Below are 15,962 nucleotides of genomic sequence, written 5' to 3' on the forward strand. Positions count from 1 at the left end.
CACGCAGCGTGTCCGCCCGGTCGCGACGTACCGTCCGCGCGCTGGACCCGGCGGTAAACTGCCGCTTTGATGAACCTTCTGGTGACCGGCGGTGCCGGCTTCATCGGCTCCCACTTCGTGCGGTCGGTGCTCACGGACGCGCTGGACGGCCTGGCCGGGGCCCGGGTCACGGTCATGGACAAGCTCACGTACGCGGGAAACCTCGACAACCTCGGCCCGGTCGCGCAGAGCCCGCGGCTGGACTTCGTGCCCGGCGACATCTGCGACGCCGCGCTGGTGGATTCCACCCTCCCCGGGCACGACGCGATCGTGCATTTCGCCGCGGAGTCGCACGTCGACCGCTCCATCCTGGCGGCGGCGCCGTTCGCGGTCACCAACGTGGTGGGCACCCAGGTGCTGCTCGAGGCCGCGCTGCGCCACGGCACCGGCAGATTCGTGTACGTCTCCACCGACGAGGTCTACGGCTCGATCGACACCGGCGCCTGGGACGAGCACGCCCCCTTCGCGCCGACCTCCCCGTACGCCGCCACCAAGGCGGGCGGGGACCTGCTGGCGCTCGCCTACCACCGCACCTACGGGCTGCCCGTGGCGGTGACCCGCAGCGCCAACAACTACGGCCCGTACCAGCATCCGGAGAAGCTGATCCCCCGGTTCGTCACGAACCTGCTGTCCGGCCGCACCGTGCCGCTATACGGCAGCGGCCTGCAGGTCCGCGACTGGGTCCACGTCGACGACCATTGCCGGGCCACGGCGCTGGTGCTGCTGCACGGCAGGCCCGGCGAGGTGTACCACATCGGCGGCACCGCCGAGCTGTCCAACCGGGAGCTCACGGGCATGCTGCTGCGTGAATGCGGGGCCGACGAGAAGTCGGTCGTCATGGTCGCCGACCGGATGGGACACGACCAGCGGTACGCCCTCGACGACGGCAAGATCCGCCGCGAGTTGGGTTACCGCCCGCGCGTCAGCTTCGCCGAGGGCCTGCCCGCCACCGTTCGCTGGTATCGCGACAACGAGCGGTGGTGGGCTCCCTTGGTCATCGACTGACGCACATCCGGCGAGGCGGGTGTGCGGCGCGGTCCGTCAGCCGTCGGCGTCACCGCTGTCGGCGTTGCCTTCGAGATCCTCGGAGGCCGCGGAGACCGTCGGCTTGGCTTCGGCGGGGGCGGGCAGCGCGGCGTCCCCGGTCGGAGCCCCCTTCTCCGGTTCCGGCAGGTCCTTGCCGCCCTCGAGCAGGGTGATCAGTGCCGTCCCGGCGATGCGCCGGAAGGCGCGGCCCTTGCGGCGCCGGTCCAGCAGCGCCACTTCCAGCTGGGCGGCGCCCAGTTCGCGGGCGGCGCCGTTCTCGCCGCCGACGCTGCCGAGCGCCTCGACCGCCAGCTTCAGCGCGGCGCCGAGGTCGGCGGCGACGTCGTGGCGTTCCCGCAGCACGTTCGAGATCGCCTCGGCCTGCCCGCCCATGGCCATGAATCCGGGCTCGTCCATGACCGAGCCGTCGTAGGTGATGCGGTACAGCTCGTCCGCCTCGACAGTCGCGCCCACCTGGGCCACGCAGATCTCGACCTCGTACGGCTTCTGCGTCTCGCTGAAGATGGCGCCCAGGGTCTGGGTGTAGGCGTTGGCGAGGCCCCGGCCGGTGACGTCGCGGCGGTCGTAGCTGAAGCCGTTGAGGTCGGCCATCCGTACGCCCGCGCGGCGCAGGTTCTCGAACTCGTTGTAGCGGCCGACGGCCGCGAAGCCGATCTTGTCGTAGATCTCGCTGATCTTGCGCAGCGAGGTGAGGTTCTCGGCGACCAGCAGGATGCCGCCCTCGTAGGTGAGGACGACCGCGGAGCGGCCGCGCGCGATGCCCTTGCGGGCGTACTCCGAGCGGTCGCGCTGGACCTGCTCGGGCGAGGCGTAGAACTGCATTGCCACGGGTGGCTACTCCTTCGATGACCGGATGGCGGGTGTCCTGCGAACGGGCGCCGGCGCTCAGCCGCCCGGATTCTCCATCCGCCCGGCGACCACGTCCTCGGCCACCGAGGTGATCTCCGAATCGGCGAGGCGGTGGGTGCCCTCCGCCGTCGCGGTCATGACGACCGGGTAGATCTTGCGGGTCAGATCCGGGCCGCCGGTGGCGGTGTCGTCGTCGGCCGCGTCGTACAGCGCCTCGACCGCCAGCCGGATCGCGTCCGGGGTGCTGACGCCGGGCCGGTACCGCTTCTTCAGCGCCGCCTTGGCGAACAGCGAGCCGGAACCGATCGCGTCGAAGCCGGTCTCCTCGTAGAGACCGCCCGCCACGTCGAAGCTGAAGATGCGCCCCACCCGGGCCGGATCGCCGGGCGTCAGGTCGAACCCGGCGAACAGCGGCACGACCGCGAGCCCCTGCATGGCCGCGCCGAGGTTGCCGCGCACCATGGAGGCCAGCCGGTTGGCCTTACCGTCGAGGGACAGCATCGCGCCCTCGATCTTCTCGTAGTGCTCCAGCTCCACCTGGAACAGCCGCATCAGCTCGATGCCGACGCCCGCGGTGCCCGCGATGCCGATCAACGAGTGCGCATCCGCCGGGTGCACCTTCTCGATGTCCCGGCTGGCGATCAGGTTGCCCATGGTGGCGCGCCGGTCGCCGGCCATGACGACGCCCTCGGCGGTCGCAATGGCCACGATCGTGGTGGCGTGCGGTGCCAGTTCGGCGGCCATGCCGGGCGGCAGCGGCCGGCGACCCGGCAGCAGTTCGGGCGCGGCGTAGCTCAGGAACTGCGTGAAGGAGGACGTCCCCGCATTGGTGAACACATCTGGAAGACGCCCGGACGGATCAAAACCCGATGCCACGTGGTTCCCTTCAGATACGTGATCGCCTCGGCCAGCAGTTCCGGGCTGTCCCGAAACCGCCCGAGGCCACCAAAGCAGTCCAAGCACAATATCCCGCGCACCCATCCGGTGCGACGATCGTGATCAAGGTGTTGGGGGTCGGGCGCCCGGCAGATGGCGCACCGACCCTCCTGGGCCAACATCAACTCGTCGAACTCGACCGAGTTCTCTCCGTCGCGGTCGTCCAGCCCCCGTGGCATGTCCGATTCGCTCCCCTAAGCGCTACTCGCCGCCCTTTTGTACGTATCCGCGGACGAACTCCTCCGCGTTCTCCTCCAGGACCGAGTCGATCTCGTCGAGCAGGTCGTCAACATCCTCGGTGATCTCGGCGTGCCGTTCGGCGACCTCCGGGCTGGCCTCTGTGGTGACGTCCTCGATCTCCTCGTCGCGGCGGCCCTTGCCGGACTGCGACTGGCCGCCGGTGTCTCGGGTTGCCATCTGAGTCCCCCTTCATCGCCCTCGTCGCCCGGCATCGCCCAGCCGAGCCTCCCCGGTGCGGAGGCCCCTGACCAGCAAGCCCGCCCGCACCATCGGGTTGGGAAAAACCTACCTCGCGGGTACGACGAAAACCCCTGTCGCACCGGGTGTTTCTCTGCCCCGCCTGTCCGTTCAGCGACTCGTGATGACCTCGAGCAGGTCCTTCGCGCTCTCACACCGGTCGAACAACGCGCCCACGTGCTTGCGGGTGCCCCGCTCCGGCTCCATCATCGGGACCCGCACCAGCGACTCCCGGCCGACATCGAAGATGACCGAGTCCCAACTGGCCGCGACCACTTCGGACGCGTACTGCGCCAGGCACCGGCCACGGAAGTAGGCCCGGGTGTCCTCCGGCGGCTCCACCATGGCGCTGCGGGTCTCGTCCTCGTCCAGCAGCGTCTTCATCGAACCGCGCGCCACCAGCCGGTGATACAGCCCCTTCTCCGGACGCACGTCGGAATACTGCAGGTCGACCAACTGCAGTTTCGGCGACGACCAGCCCAGGTTCTCCCGCTCGCGGTAGCCCTCCAGCAGCCGCAGCTTGGCCACCCAGTCCAGCTCGTCCGAGCACAGCATCGGGTCGCGGCCCAGCTTGTCCAGCACCGCCTCCCAGCGGCGCAGCACGTCCGTGGTCTGCTCGTCCACATCGTCGCCGAAGCGGTCGTCCACGAACAGCTTGGCCCGCTCGAAGTACGCCCACTGCAGGTCCAGCGCCGTCAACCGGCGCCCGTCGCGCAGCCGCACCAGGTGCTTGAGGCCGGGGTCGTGACTGATCGCCTTCAGCTCCGACACCGGATCCGCGATGCCCAGCTCACCGGTGAAGATCTTCGCCTCGATCATGGCCAGCACCAGCGCGGTGGTGCCCACCTTCAGGTACGTGGCGATCTCGGACAGGTTCGCGTCACCGATGATGACGTGCAGCCGCCGGTACTTGTCGGCGTCGGCGTGCGGCTCGTCGCGGGTGTTGATGATCGGCCGCTTCAGCGTCGTCTCCAGGCCTACCTCGACCTCGAAGAAGTCCGCCCGTGAGGAGATCTGGAAACCGGCCCCGGTGCCGTCCTGGCCGATGCCGACCCGACCGGCGCCGCAGAACACCTGCCGGGTCACGAAGAACGGCGTCAGGTGCGCGACGATGTCCGCGAACGGGGTCTGCCGGCGCATCAGGTAGTTCTCGTGCGAGCCGTAGCTGGCGCCCTTGTTGTCGGTGTTGTTCTTGTACAGCTGGATCCGGTGCGCACCGGGGATCGTCGCGGCCCGGCGCGACGCCTCGGCCATCACCCGCTCGCCCGCCTTGTCCCAGCGCACCACGTCCATCGGGTTGGTGCATTCCGGGGTGCTGTACTCCGGGTGGGCGTGGTCGACGTACAGCCGCGCCCCGTTGGTCAGTATCACGTTCGCGAGGCCCAGGTCCTCGTCCGCCAGCGCGTCCGCCGGGTCGTAGGCCGCACCCGAGTAGGTGAAGCCGCGGGCGTCTCGCAGCGGCGACTCCTCCTCGTAGTCCCAGCGCGCACGCCCGCCCCGGTTGAGTTCCGGCCGCGCCCCGTACGCGTTCACCACCTGCGATGAGGTGACCATCGGATTGGCCCCGGGCTGGCCGGGCACGGAGATTCCGTACTCGACCTCAGTGCCCATGATCCGTCGAACGCTCATCCCGCCACTCCGCCCGCCACGTCGTTCCCCGAGCCCATGCATCGAGCCTAGACGCTTCGCCGCGTGTCTTGTCGTCTGCGGGTACGCGGCGCGGCACGCTCGGTGGTGAACGGCACGCTCCGTGGCGGGCCCGGCGCCCCCTCGAGAGCGCGCAGCAGCCGCCGCCCGAGCGCCTGACCGGGCCGCTCGACCACGCGCTGCGACACCGCGGCCACACCCAGCGCCAGCAGGAGGAACACGGCACCCACCAGGCACCGCTGCGGCGCCGGCCGGTGGGCCAGATCCGGCACGAACCGCACCACCTGACCGAGCACCACGACGTGAAGGAGATACAGCGAGTAGCTGATCGTGCCCAGCCAAGCGAAAATGCGCGGAACGGCGCGCCGCCGCAGCGCGTACGCCACCGCGAAAGTGGCCGCCACGGCCGCCACCGTGGTCAGCCAGACCTCGGTGCTGCGCCCGGGCAGATACACCGCATGCGCCGCCACGGTGCCGCCGCCGACGGCCGCGAGAGCCGACGCGGCCGGCCACCGCCCCAGCTGCCCGTGCTGGGCCCGGAACACCACCGTCCCGGCGAACATGACCGCCAGCAGCAGCAGACCCTGCCAGGACGCGGCAACCGTGCTGTCGGCGCTCGGATGGCCGTCGAGCGCGGGCAGCGCCAGAAAGCAGATTCCGGCCGTCCCGGCGGCCAGGGTGAGGCGCCGGCGGCCGCTCAGGCAGGCCGCGACGACCCCGGCGACGAGCACCAGTAGCACCGCCGCCGTGATCCGGCGCCCGCCCGGATCCGCGGCGAACAGCCCGTCCGGCAGGCGGGGGCCCGCCATCAGGGCCACGGCCGCGAGCCCGGCAGCCCACCAGCCGCTGTGCCGGTGCAGCCGCCACGCGAACAGCCCGGCCACCACCAGGTAGAAGATCATTTCGTACGACAGGGTCCAGAAGACCCGCACCGTCCCACGAAGCCCCAGCGGGTCCATCAGCATCGTGGCGTGGGCCAGCACCGCCGTGACCGGATCGGCGCGCAGCGAGGCCCGTAGCCCGCCCAGACCGGCCACCACCAGAACCCCGGTGACCGCGATCGTGGCCAGGTACGCCGGGTACACCCGGAACAACCGCCCGACCCAGAAGCGGCGCAGCGAACCGTGCCGCTCCAGCGACATCGGGATCACGTACCCGCTGACGAGGAAGAACAGCAGCACCCCGTACTTGCCCAGGTCGATGTGGTGGTGGATGCGCAGGTGCCGTTCGGGGCCGAGCACGACGGGGCTGAGATGGAACCAGACGACCGTGAGCGCCGCGAACCCGCGCAGCGCGTCCAGCCAGCCGAGCCGGGCCCCGGCTGAGCCGGGAGAGTCGGGGCCCGGAGAGCCGGGGCCCGAGGAGCCGGGGCCCGAGGAGCCGGGGTGGGTGCCGGGCGCCGGGCCGGTGGTGGAGCCCGGCGACCGGCCGGAGGCGGCGGTCTCGACGGTCACACCGGGTGCAACGACGCGGCGCGGGCGGGGCGACGAATCGCCCCGCCCGCGCCGGGCGCTGCGGTGCTACAGGTACTGGCCGGTGTTGCTGACCGTGTCGATGGAGCGGCCGGCCTCGGCGCCCTTGCCGCCGGAGACGAGCGTACGGATGTAGACGATCCGCTCGCCCTTCTTGCCGGAGATCCGGGCCCAGTCGTCCGGGTTGGTGGTGTTGGGCAGGTCCTCGTTCTCGCGGAACTCGTCGACGCACGAGTCCAGCAGGTGCTGCAGGCGCAGCCCCTTCTTGCCGGAGGTGAGGAACTCCTTGATCGCCATCTTCTTGCCGCGGTCGACGATGTTCTGGATCATCGCGCCGGAGTTGAAGTCCTTGAAGTACAGGACCTCCTTGTCACCGTTGGCGTAGGTGACCTCCAGGAAGCGGTTCTCCTCGGACTCCGTGTACATCCGCAGCACGACGGCCTCGATCATCGCGGCCACCGTGACGTCGCGGTCGTTGCCGTGCTCGACCAGGTCGTCGTCGGAGAGCGGCAGCTCGGCCAGGATGTACTTGGCGAAGATGTCCTTGGCCGCCTCCGCGTCCGGACGCTCGATCTTGATCTTCACGTCGAGCCGGCCCGGGCGCAGGATCGCCGGGTCGATCATGTCTTCCCGGTTGGAGGCGCCGATGACGATGACGTTCTCCAGGCCCTCCACGCCGTCGATCTCGCTGAGCAGCTGCGGGACGATCGTGTTCTCCACGTCGGAGGAGACGCCGGAGCCGCGGGTCCGGAAGATCGAGTCCATCTCGTCGAAGAACACGATGACCGGGGTGCCCTCGCTGGCCTTCTCCCGGGCCCGCTGGAAGACCAGGCGGATGTGCCGCTCGGTCTCACCCACGTACTTGTTCAGCAGCTCCGGGCCCTTGATGTTGAGGAAGTAGCTGGTGTGCTTCTCCTCGCCGCGCCGCTCGGCGATCTTCTTCGCCAGCGAGTTCGCGACCGCCTTGGCGATCAGGGTCTTGCCGCAGCCGGGCGGGCCGTAGAGCAGGATGCCCTTCGGCGGGCGCAGCTGGTGCTCCCGGAACAGGTCCGCGTGCAGGAACGGCAGCTCCACCGCGTCGCGGATCTGCTCGATCTGCGCGTGCAGGCCACCGATGTCGCCGTAGTCGACGTCCGGGACCTCCTCGAGGACGAGCTCCTCGACCTCGCTCTTCGGAATGCGCTCGTAGGCGTACGCCGAGCGCGGCTCGATCATCAGCGAGTCACCCGCGCGCAACGCCGACACCTGCAGCGATTCGGCCAGGTGGACGATCCGCTCCTCGTCGGCGTGCGAGACGACCAGTGCGCGGTCGGGCAGCTCGCCGCCCGGCGCGGTCAGCACCTCCTTGAGCAGGACGACCTCGCCGACCCGCTCGTAGCCGAAGGCGTCGACGACGTTCAGCGCGTCGTTGAGCAGCACCTCCTGGCCGCGCTTGAGATCCTCCACCACCAGCGACGGGGACACCGCCACGCGGAGCTTGCGGCCGCCGGTGAACACGTCGACGGTGCCGTCCTCGTGTGCGGTGAGGAACACGCCGTAGCCGCTGGGCGGCTGGGCGAGCCGGTCAATCTCTTCCTTGAGAGTGACGATCTGAGCCCGGGCTTCCTTGAGGGTCGCCACGAGCCGGTCGTTGTTCTCGGTCAGTCGGGCCAGCTGCGCCTGCGTCGCCGCGAGCCGCTCTTCGAGCTGCCGGACGTGTCGGGGGCTTTCGGTCAACTTGCGCCGTACCAGAGCGAGTTCCTCCTGCAGGAACGCGACCTGGCTGGAGAGATCGTTGGCTTCCTTCTCCCAACGTGCGGCGCGTGAATCCGCCTCGTCGCTACGTGCCACGTCCCACCTCCCCGGGGGCTCGAACGTCTTGCACATAACACTAGCCGTTGCGGGGCGGTTTTCGACCGGTGCAACACCCTCGTCACTGAACCTTGATCCATTGAGCCGGACTGCCGCGCCACCCGGTCGGAGGTCTCCGGTACGGTCGGTGCGGGAGAACTGTGGGAGGCCCACCATGTCGACACAGACGGGGACAGACGAGCTCCAGGTCTGGGTGGATCAGGATCTGTGCACCGGCGACGGCCTGTGCGTGCAGTACGCGCCGGAGGTCTTCGAATTCGACGTCGACGGTCTCGCGTACGTCAAGGACAGCGCCGGTGAGCTGCTGCAGGACCCTGGCGTGCGCACCGACGTGCCGGCCGGGCTGCGGCTCGAGGTGATCGACGCGGCCAAGGAGTGCCCGGGCGACTGCATCCACGTGGTGCGCCGCACCGATGACGTGGAGGTCGCCGGCCCCGACGCGGACTGAGGCGGCCCCTCAGAGCGTCGGGCGCCCGACCAGGGAGGCGACCACCCGGGAGAACTCCTCCAGGCGGGCGATCTGGCCCGGGCCGCCGTCGTCGAGGGTCTTGCCGAAGCGCAGCGCGTCGTGCCGCAGCGCGGGGCGGCCCTCCTCCTCCAGCCCGGGCGGCGGCACCGCGTCGTCGACGGAGCTGAGCAGCAGATACACGTCGATGCTGTCGACCCGCGCCTGCCCGGTGGGGGTACGGGTGAGCCGCCGCCGGCAGCCCACCTCGGTGACCGTGGACAGCGGCACGACCCGCAGCGAGGAGGTCATCGAGCCGACCGGACCGTCCCCGGGCGCCACGTCCTCGCCGTGCCAGAGCACGAGCCGGCTGCCGTCGCAGATGACGACCTCCTGCCAGACGCCGTTCACCTCGTTGACGAAGCGCTCGAGTGTGAAACACAACACCGAGGCGCCGCGCAGCACCCCGAACAGCGCGTCGAGGGCCACTTCGGGGTCACGCAGATACGCCCGGGCGGCCGAGTCGAGGTCCTCGTACGGCGACCAGTCCGGGAACACCGCCGGCATGTCGTTGCTGCCGCCGAACGGCGGTGAACTCATCGCGCCCACCCCATCCTCCCGCTGGCCCTGCTCCCGCTGGGGCCCTGGCGCTCGCTGAGGCCCTGCCCCTCGCTGAGGCCCTGCCCCTCGCTGGGGCCCTGCCTCCCGCTGACACCCGGCGATTGCAGGGGTCCGCGACGGAACCTACCCGACGCGGGCCCCGCGCTCACACCCCGGGATCGGCGTCGATCTCCGCGTGATCGGGCACGGTCCGCGGGCCGGTGGCCGCCGGGACCTGTTGCGCCGCCCGGCGCAGCGCGTACGCCTCGGCGCCCTTGCTGGGCTTGCGCCGCCGTGGCGGTGCGATCACCCCGGGGGCGAGCTTGCGGGCCGACACCAGGAACGCCGTGTGCGCGATCATCCGGTGGTCGGGGCGGACCGCCAGTCCGTCGGCATGCCAGTCGCGGATCAGCGACTCCCAGGCGCGCGGCTCGGTCCAGCCGCCGCGCTCGCGCAGCGCCTCCACCAGCTCGGACAGCTGCGGGGTGGTCGCCACGTACCCGATGAACACGCCGCCGGGCACCAGCGCCCGCTCGACCATGTCGAGGGCCTCCCACGGGGTCAGCATGTCCAGGATGATCCGGTCGAAACCGGTCTGGGTCGCCTCGGCGACGTCACCGTTGTGCAGGTGCCACGCCGGGTGCGGGCCGCCGAAGAACGACTCCACGTTGCGCCGGGCGATCGCCGCGAAATCGTCGCGCAGCTCGTACGAGTGCAGCTCGCCGGAGGGGCCCACCGCCCGCAGCAGCGAACAGGTCAGCGCGCCGGAGCCGGCGCCGGCCTCCAGCACCTTGGCGCCGGGGAAAACGTCGCCCATGGCCACGATCTGGGCCGCGTCCTTGGGGTAGATCACCTGGGCTCCGCGCGGCATGGACAGCACGTAGTCGGCCAGCAGCGGCCGCAGCGCCAGGTACGCCGTGCCGCCCGTCGACGTCACCACGCTGCCCTCGGGCAGCCCGATCAGCTCGTCGTGCGCCAGCGCGCCGCGGTGGGTGTGGTACGCCTTGCCGGGTTCCAGGACGACGGTGTGCATCCGTCCCTTGGGATCGGTGAGCTGCACCCGGTCTCCGGGCTGGAACGGCCCGCGGTGCACGGGGGCCGGCTCGTCGACGGCGGCGGTGGAGTGGACGGTCACGGCACTTCTCTCTCGGTGGGGGACGTCCGGCCGGTTCAGCACTTCCTCGGTCGGGCACGTCCCCGGCCGGGTCGGCATCTCGGTCGGGCACTTCCGGGCGGGTCAGCGCGGAACGTCGCGCCGCCGGCCGCGGTGCGGCTCCAGCACCTCGGCCAGGTCGCCGACGTGCAGGACGCCGAGCACATCCTCGCCTGCGGTCACCAGGTAGTGCGCACCCGGGTGGGCCTGCACCGCGCGGACCACCTGTTCGCCGCTGAGCCCCACCGGCAGCGCGGGCACGCCGGCCAGGCCGCGGGCCACCGTGTCGACCGCCACCCACGGCCGGCGCTGCGCCGGCACGCGGGCCGCCGAGCCGCTGTCGACCACCGCGACCAGGCGCCCGGCGGAGTCGGCGACGGCCAGCGTGTGGGGCTTGGCCGCCGCACCGGCGCGCCGCTGCGCCTCGGCGAGCGGGGTGCCCGAGGGCACCGCCAGCACTGGCCGGGCCAGCTCCTCCAGGTCCACCAGCGGGAACCGGCTGGTCATCCGGCCCAGCCGGATCGACTGGCCCGCGCCGTGTCCCAGCGTGAACGCCACGAGCAGCACGAAGGCCAGCCCGAACAGGGTGAGCAGCCGCAGCTGGTACAGGCTCAGCGCCAGCAGCACGGTGCCCGCGGCGATCACCCGGCCGGCCCAGCCGGCCACGACCGTGGCCCGGTTGCGGTCGCGCAGCAGGGCCCACAACCCGGCGCGCAGCGCCCGGCCGCCGTCCAGCGGCAGGCCGGGCAGCACGTTGAAGACCGTCACGATGAGGTTGCTGGCGGCGAGCTGGAAGGCGATCTGGGCGAGCACCGTACGGTCGGGCAACGCCAGCGCCGCGGCGGTGGACACCGCACCCAGCACCAGGGACACGGCGGGGCCGGCCAGCGAGACGAGCGCGTCGACCCGGGGGTTCGGGGCGTCGGCGTCCATCTCCGTCCAGCCGCCCAGCAGTTCCAGGGTGATGCCGCGCACGCCGATGCCGTAGCGGCGGGCGGTCAGGGCGTGGCCCAGCTCGTGCAGCAGCACCGAGCCGAGCAGGCAGAGCACGAAACCGAAGCCGACCAGGTAGCCCAGCGGATCCGGCAGGCCCAGCTCGGTACGCACGTAGCCGCCGTAGACGACCGTGACGACCAGGGCGAGCAGAACCATCGAGGGGTTGACGTAGACCGGCACGCCGAGGACCCGGCCGATTCGCCGTCCCCGGCGCGCGGAAGGCCGGCGCGGGCGCGGTGAGCTGTCGTCCACGGCATCGATGCTACGGAACGCCCGCTGCGTACCGATGCGCCGTTTCGTCGTACCTCTCCCCTAGCCTGTCCCCCATGACGGCACAGACGGCGTCCCCCGCCCCACCGACCGCGACCCGGACCACCGCTTCGGGGCCGTCGGGCGACGCTTCGGCGGCCGAGCCGGCCGATCGGACCACCGGCCCGTCGTTGTCGCCGTCGCGGGCGGCGGATTTCAAGACCTGCCCGCTGCTGTTCCGGTTCCGCACGATCGACCGGCTACCCGAGCAGCCGTCCGCCGACCAGCTCCGCGGCACGCTGGTGCACGCGGTGCTGGAGCGGCTGTTCGACCTGCCCGCAGAGCAGCGCACCCCGGCCGCGGCGGCCGCCCTGATCACCCCGCAGTGGCAGCGCCTCGTCGCGGAGGAGCCCGCGCTGGCCGAGCTCTTCACGCCCACCGCCAGCCCCGTGCCGGACGAGGCGGACCTGCTCGCCGACTTCCTGGCCGGGGCCGGTGAGCTGGTGAACGGCTACTTCGCCGTGGAGGATCCGCAGCGGTTGGAGCCGGCCGAGCGGGAGAGCCTGATCTCCACGCTGGTCGACGACGAGCTGCTCATCCGCGGCTACATCGACCGCCTGGACGTCTCCCCGGCGGGCGACCTGCGGGTCGTCGACTACAAGACCGGCGGCGCGCCCCGGGAGGCGTTCGAGGGCCGGGCGTTGTTCCAGCTCAAGTTCTACGCCCTGGTGCTCTGGCGCACCCGCGGCCTGGTGCCCAAGGTGTTGCGCCTGCTCTATCTCAAGGACGCCGAGGTGTGTGACTACCGCCCGGACGCCGAGGAGCTGGAGCGCTTCGAACGCACGCTGGTCGCCCTGTCGCAGGCGATCGAGCGCGCCAAGCGCGACCGCGACTTCCGGCCCAAGCCCAGCCGCCTGTGCGGCTGGTGCCGCCACCAGCAGCTGTGCCCGGAGTTCGGCGGCACCCCACCGCCGTATCCCGAGCCGGACGACCCCGTACCCGGCAGCGCGGTCGCGGTCACCTCGACCGGCACGGGAGACCCGGCGGGCACCCGGGACGCCACCGGCACGGGAGACCCGGCGGGCACCCGGGACGCCACCGGCGCGGGGAGGCCTGGGTGAGCGCAGGCGCAGCTACGGCACCGAGGCGGCCGCCGATCCGCGTGCTGCTGGCGGATCCCGCGCCGATGCAACGCTCCGGCCTGCGCATGGCGCTGTCCGAGGCCGGCGACGTGGCCGTCGTCGGGGAGGCCACCGACGGCACCGAGGCGGTGGAGCTCGCGCGCCGGCTGCTGCCCGATGTCGTGCTGCTGGACGTGCGGCTGCCCCGCCTCGACGGTCTGGCCGTGACGCGGGCCATCGCGGCGGCCGCCGCCCCGGTCGCCCGGGTGCTCGTCTTCACCGCCGACGACGGCGACGAACTGGTGGTCGGCGCCCTGGCCGCAGGGGCGTTCGGCTACCTCGGCAAGGACGCGCCCGCGCAGGAGCTGATCTCGGCGATCCGCACGATCGCCGACGGGGGCGCCGTCGTGGCCCCGCGGCTGCTGGCCCGCCTGCTGCCCCGGCTGGCCGACACGGCGCCCGCGCCCGCGGCACCGGCCCCGCCGACGCTGGGCACACTGACCGAGCGGGAACGCCAAGTCCTGGTGCACGTCGCGCGCGGCCACACCAACGCGGAGATCGCCCGCGCCCTGCTGGTCAGCGAGACGACGATCAAGACCCACGTCGGGCATGTGCTGGGCAAACTCGGCCTGCGTGACCGGGTCCAGGCGGTCGTGCTCGCGTACGAGACCGGCCTCGTGGCCCGGGGCGTCTGAGGCGCAGGCGGGCACCCGGGGCGACGTGGCCTCCCCGGGTGCCCGGCGGTGCTCAGGTCGGCGGGGTGCGCCCGCGCCGTTGCGGTCTGGCGGCCGGGGCGAACCGCGCCGCGCGACGTGTGCCGAGACGGTCCTGGACGTGGCGGGCCGCCGTCTCGACGCTGGCCCTGTCGTGCGGCAGCATCAGGCGGCCCGCGCGGTGTCGTCGGCGGCCCGTGAAGCGTCATCGGCAGCCCGGTGCACGTGGATGTCGCCGCTGGCGGTGCGGATGCACAGTTCGAGACCGACCTGCTGGCCGCCCTCGTCGGCCTGGCCGATGGCGAGGTCGCTGCTGGTGGAGCCGGACGCGGTGTTGAGGTCGAGCCAGACGCCGGTGCCGCGGGCCACGCCGATCGTCACGTCGCCGGAGGCCGAGTGGACGTTCGCCTGGCCGCGCGCGAGGCAGCCCACCTCGATGTCCCCGGACGCGGTCCTGGCCTGCAGGGAGCCGCCGATGCTGCGGACGGTGAGATCACCGCTGGCGGTGTTCGCGATGACGTCACCGGTGACGTCACCGACGCGCAGGTCGCCGGAGGCGCTGCCGATGTGCAGGCTGCCGCCGACGCGGTCGAGCGTGATGTCGCCGCTGGCGGCCTTGACCTGCGCCGCGCCGGTGACCCGTTCGACGAAGGCGTCGCCGGAGGCGAGGTCCGCGCGCAGGACGGAGAGCTCACCCCGGGTGCGCAGGTCGGCGGAGGCGGTCCGGGCGTTCAGCGCGCTGCCGACCGGCACCTGGACCACCACGTGCACCTTGGCGGAGCGCCGCCACGGCCACCCCGTCTCCTCGGACGGGCGCACCGACAGCTGATCTCCGTCGAGCTGGACGCGGAAGTTCTCGGCGACCTGGCGCGCGGTGGCGCTGTCGTCGTACGGGGTGACGTTCACACGGACGGCGTCGCCCGCTTCGGCGGTGACCTCGGCGGCGCCGCGGTGCATCTCCAGCCGGATGTCGAGGGGGCCGTCGTGGGTGAATTCGTACTCGGGCATGGTGCTGCTCCTTTGCGGGTGAAGGCGAGGTCAGGCCTGGGCGAACCCGGTGATGCGCTTGCCCGAGCGCCCGGGCGGCCCGGGCGGCGCCGGGGGCGCGGGCGGCGCGGGCCAGCCGGGCGGCTCGGGCCGGGCCCAGCGCGGCGGCTGGGTGGCGGCCGCGGTGACCGCGCGGACCAGCCACGCGTTGACCGAGATGCCCTCGGCCGCGGCGGCCTGCTCGACGTGGTTCTTCAGCGCCTCCGGCATGCGCAGGGTGAGCCGGGCGAGGTCACCGCCGTCCAGTGCGGGCGGCTCGGGCGCCGGCTCGGTCACCGCCTCCGTGACGACGAGATCGGCCTCCCGGCCGCGCAGGCGCACCTCGACGCCGGCGCCGTGCAGCCGGGTGGTGATCTCGGCGGCCGCGTCGGACAGCGCCTCCAGCAGCGCCAGCCGGGCGGACGCCTCCAGTGCGTGGCCGAGCAGGTCGGCGGCGCGTTGGGTCTCGGAGCCGCCGGGTGCGGCCGCGGCCGCGAGATCGGCCCGGAGCGTCTCCAGATACGGGGTCAGGTCCATGACTCCATACTGACGTCACTGGTGACGTCAGTCAAGCGTCAGATTGACGCCACTCCGCCGTCAACCGCGCACCGCGGGCTCAGCACCGGTCGCGCAGGAGTGCGGCCAGGTACGCCGGATCCACCCCCTCCAGCGACTCACGCAGGTGCACGCCGTCGATCGGCGGCAGCTCCAGCTCGACGGGCACCGCCAGGACCGCCGCACCGGCCGCCAGCGCGCTGCTCACCCCGGCCGGCGAGTCCTCGACGGCCACGCACGCCGCGATCGGCACGCCGAGCAGCCGGGCGGCCGTTCGGTACGGCTCCGGATCCGGCTTGGGCCGTTCGACCTCGTCGCCGCAGACCACGACGTCGAAGTTGGCCCGTCCCAGCGTGTCCAGCGCGACCTCGACCAGCTTGCGGCCGGTGGAGGTGACCAGCGCCGTGGGCACGCCCGCGGCCCGCACGGCGCACAGCAGTTCCCACGCGCCGGGGCGCCACACCAGACCGTCGGTGAACAGCTCGAACACCCGGCCGGTCAGCCACGCCACATCCGCGGCCTCGTCGCGGTCGGGCTGGCCCAGGTCGTCGCGCAGGAGCTGCATCGTGCGCGTCATCGTGGTGCCGACCATCGCGTGCCGGGCGGAGCGGGACAGCTCCCCACCGGCGAGCCGGGCCAGCTCGATCAACGCGACGTCCCAGACCTTCTCGCTGTCGACCAGGGTGCCGTCCATGTCGAACAGCACCGCCGCCGGTTGTCGTGCGCTCAGGATGAGCCTCCAGGTTCGTCGGGGCCGCTGGCGCGGCCGGGTGGGGTGGCGGGGCA

Annotated in this window: 16 protein-coding genes and 1 pseudogene; 4 read left to right on the forward strand and 13 right to left on the reverse strand. The window is 72.2% G+C overall.

Features of this window, described 5'->3' with window-relative positions:
- Nucleotides 1-69 precede the first annotated feature (69 nt).
- Nucleotides 70-1,044, forward strand: a complete 975-nt coding sequence (gene rfbB, locus EV385_RS01205) for a dTDP-glucose 4,6-dehydratase (protein ID WP_130507758.1) — start codon at nt 70-72, stop codon at nt 1,042-1,044.
- Between the two features lie 36 nt (nt 1,045-1,080).
- Here the strand turns inward: rfbB and prcA are convergent, their stop codons facing one another.
- The 7 genes from prcA to arc form a co-directional block, all read right to left on the reverse strand.
- Nucleotides 1,081-1,914 (reverse strand): proteasome subunit alpha, encoded by an 834-nt coding sequence (gene prcA / locus EV385_RS01210; protein WP_130507759.1) that lies wholly within the window; start codon nt 1,912-1,914, stop codon nt 1,081-1,083.
- Between the two features lie 57 nt (nt 1,915-1,971).
- Complete coding sequence (gene prcB / locus EV385_RS01215) at nt 1,972-2,811, reverse strand: proteasome subunit beta (RefSeq protein ID WP_130507760.1); 840 nt, start codon at nt 2,809-2,811, stop codon at nt 1,972-1,974.
- Nucleotides 2,730-3,050: an endonuclease VII domain-containing protein gene (locus EV385_RS36000; protein WP_130507761.1), complete on the reverse strand. Its 321-nt coding sequence runs from the start codon at nt 3,048-3,050 to the stop codon at nt 2,730-2,732. Before EV385_RS36000 ends, prcB begins: the two co-directional genes overlap by 82 nt.
- Nucleotides 3,051-3,072: 22 nt before the next feature.
- Nucleotides 3,073-3,288 carry a ubiquitin-like protein Pup gene (locus EV385_RS01225; RefSeq protein ID WP_130507762.1) on the reverse strand — a complete coding sequence of 72 codons (216 nt, stop codon included), beginning with the start codon at nt 3,286-3,288 and terminating at the stop codon, nt 3,073-3,075.
- A 171-nt stretch (nt 3,289-3,459) separates the two neighbouring features.
- Nucleotides 3,460-4,977 (reverse strand): depupylase/deamidase Dop, encoded by a 1,518-nt coding sequence (gene dop / locus EV385_RS01230; protein WP_130507763.1) that lies wholly within the window; start codon nt 4,975-4,977, stop codon nt 3,460-3,462.
- A gap of 47 nt (nt 4,978-5,024) precedes the next feature.
- Nucleotides 5,025-6,449 carry an acyltransferase family protein gene (locus tag EV385_RS01235; protein ID WP_130507764.1) on the reverse strand — a complete coding sequence of 475 codons (1,425 nt, stop codon included), beginning with the start codon at nt 6,447-6,449 and terminating at the stop codon, nt 5,025-5,027.
- Between the two features lie 66 nt (nt 6,450-6,515).
- Nucleotides 6,516-8,297 (reverse strand): proteasome ATPase, encoded by a 1,782-nt coding sequence (arc, locus tag EV385_RS01240; protein WP_130507765.1) that lies wholly within the window; start codon nt 8,295-8,297, stop codon nt 6,516-6,518.
- 175 nt (nt 8,298-8,472) lie between these two features.
- Between arc and EV385_RS01245 the strand changes: the two genes are divergently transcribed.
- Nucleotides 8,473-8,766, forward strand: coding sequence for a ferredoxin (locus EV385_RS01245; protein WP_130507766.1), 294 nt, complete (start codon nt 8,473-8,475; stop codon nt 8,764-8,766).
- A 9-nt stretch (nt 8,767-8,775) separates the two neighbouring features.
- Here the strand turns inward: EV385_RS01245 and EV385_RS01250 are convergent, their stop codons facing one another.
- The 3 genes from EV385_RS01250 to EV385_RS01260 all read right to left on the reverse strand — a co-directional run bounded on the left by EV385_RS01250 (nt 8,776) and on the right by EV385_RS01260 (nt 11,668).
- Nucleotides 8,776-9,363, reverse strand: a complete 588-nt coding sequence (locus EV385_RS01250; protein ID WP_165449354.1) for a hypothetical protein — start codon at nt 9,361-9,363, stop codon at nt 8,776-8,778.
- 166 nt (nt 9,364-9,529) lie between these two features.
- Nucleotides 9,530-10,498: a tRNA (adenine-N1)-methyltransferase gene (locus EV385_RS01255; RefSeq protein ID WP_130507768.1), complete on the reverse strand. Its 969-nt coding sequence runs from the start codon at nt 10,496-10,498 to the stop codon at nt 9,530-9,532.
- Nucleotides 10,499-10,600: 102 nt separating this feature from the next.
- A complete protein-coding gene (locus EV385_RS01260; RefSeq protein ID WP_130512993.1) occupies nt 10,601-11,668 on the reverse strand; it encodes a M50 family metallopeptidase in 1,068 nt (355 codons plus the stop codon).
- A 170-nt stretch (nt 11,669-11,838) separates the two neighbouring features.
- On the opposite strand from EV385_RS01260, the pseudogene EV385_RS01265 reads away from it, so the two are divergent.
- Together EV385_RS01265 and EV385_RS01270 are read left to right on the forward strand one after the other, a co-directional pair.
- A pseudogene (locus EV385_RS01265) lies at nt 11,839-12,801 on the forward strand (RecB family exonuclease); the annotation flags it as partial.
- Between the two features lie 77 nt (nt 12,802-12,878).
- Entirely contained in the window at nt 12,879-13,577 is a 699-nt protein-coding gene (locus tag EV385_RS01270; RefSeq protein WP_278044959.1) for a response regulator, read from the forward strand.
- Nucleotides 13,578-13,760: 183 nt separating this feature from the next.
- Here EV385_RS01270 and EV385_RS01275 read toward each other — a convergent pair whose 3' ends face one another.
- The 3 genes from EV385_RS01275 to EV385_RS01285 form a co-directional block, all read right to left on the reverse strand.
- Nucleotides 13,761-14,603: a DUF4097 family beta strand repeat-containing protein gene (locus tag EV385_RS01275; protein WP_130507770.1), complete on the reverse strand. Its 843-nt coding sequence runs from the start codon at nt 14,601-14,603 to the stop codon at nt 13,761-13,763.
- Nucleotides 14,604-14,633: 30 nt separating this feature from the next.
- The gene (locus EV385_RS01280; protein WP_130507771.1) at nt 14,634-15,158 is read right to left on the reverse strand and encodes a toxin-antitoxin system HicB family antitoxin; all 525 of its coding nucleotides are present in this window, start codon (nt 15,156-15,158) and stop codon (nt 14,634-14,636) included.
- 79 nt (nt 15,159-15,237) lie between these two features.
- Nucleotides 15,238-15,882 (reverse strand): HAD family hydrolase, encoded by a 645-nt coding sequence (locus EV385_RS01285; RefSeq protein ID WP_130512995.1) that lies wholly within the window; start codon nt 15,880-15,882, stop codon nt 15,238-15,240.
- Nucleotides 15,883-15,962: the final 80 nt, after the last annotated feature.

This window comes from Krasilnikovia cinnamomea (genome assembly GCF_004217545.1).
Classification (GTDB): Bacteria; Actinomycetota; Actinomycetes; order Mycobacteriales; family Micromonosporaceae; genus Actinoplanes; species Actinoplanes cinnamomeus.

Excerpts from the sequence above, each read along its gene's own strand:
- EV385_RS01280 (WP_130507771.1), bottom strand. The coding sequence starts at position 15,158 with ATGGACCTGACCCCGTATCTGGAGACGCTCCGGGCCGATCTCGCGGCC.
- EV385_RS01245 (WP_130507766.1), top strand. The coding sequence starts at position 8,473 with ATGTCGACACAGACGGGGACAGACGAGCTCCAGGTCTGGGTGGATCAG.
- EV385_RS01275 (WP_130507770.1), bottom strand. The coding sequence starts at position 14,603 with ATGCCCGAGTACGAATTCACCCACGACGGCCCCCTCGACATCCGGCTG.
- EV385_RS01225 (WP_130507762.1), bottom strand. The coding sequence starts at position 3,288 with ATGGCAACCCGAGACACCGGCGGCCAGTCGCAGTCCGGCAAGGGCCGC.
- EV385_RS01260 (WP_130512993.1), bottom strand. The coding sequence starts at position 11,668 with ATGGTTCTGCTCGCCCTGGTCGTCACGGTCGTCTACGGCGGCTACGTG.
- rfbB (WP_130507758.1), top strand. The coding sequence starts at position 70 with ATGAACCTTCTGGTGACCGGCGGTGCCGGCTTCATCGGCTCCCACTTC.
- EV385_RS01250 (WP_165449354.1), bottom strand. The coding sequence starts at position 9,363 with ATGAGTTCACCGCCGTTCGGCGGCAGCAACGACATGCCGGCGGTGTTC.
- dop (WP_130507763.1), bottom strand. The coding sequence starts at position 4,977 with ATGAGCGTTCGACGGATCATGGGCACTGAGGTCGAGTACGGAATCTCC.
- EV385_RS36000 (WP_130507761.1), bottom strand. The coding sequence starts at position 3,050 with ATGCCACGGGGGCTGGACGACCGCGACGGAGAGAACTCGGTCGAGTTC.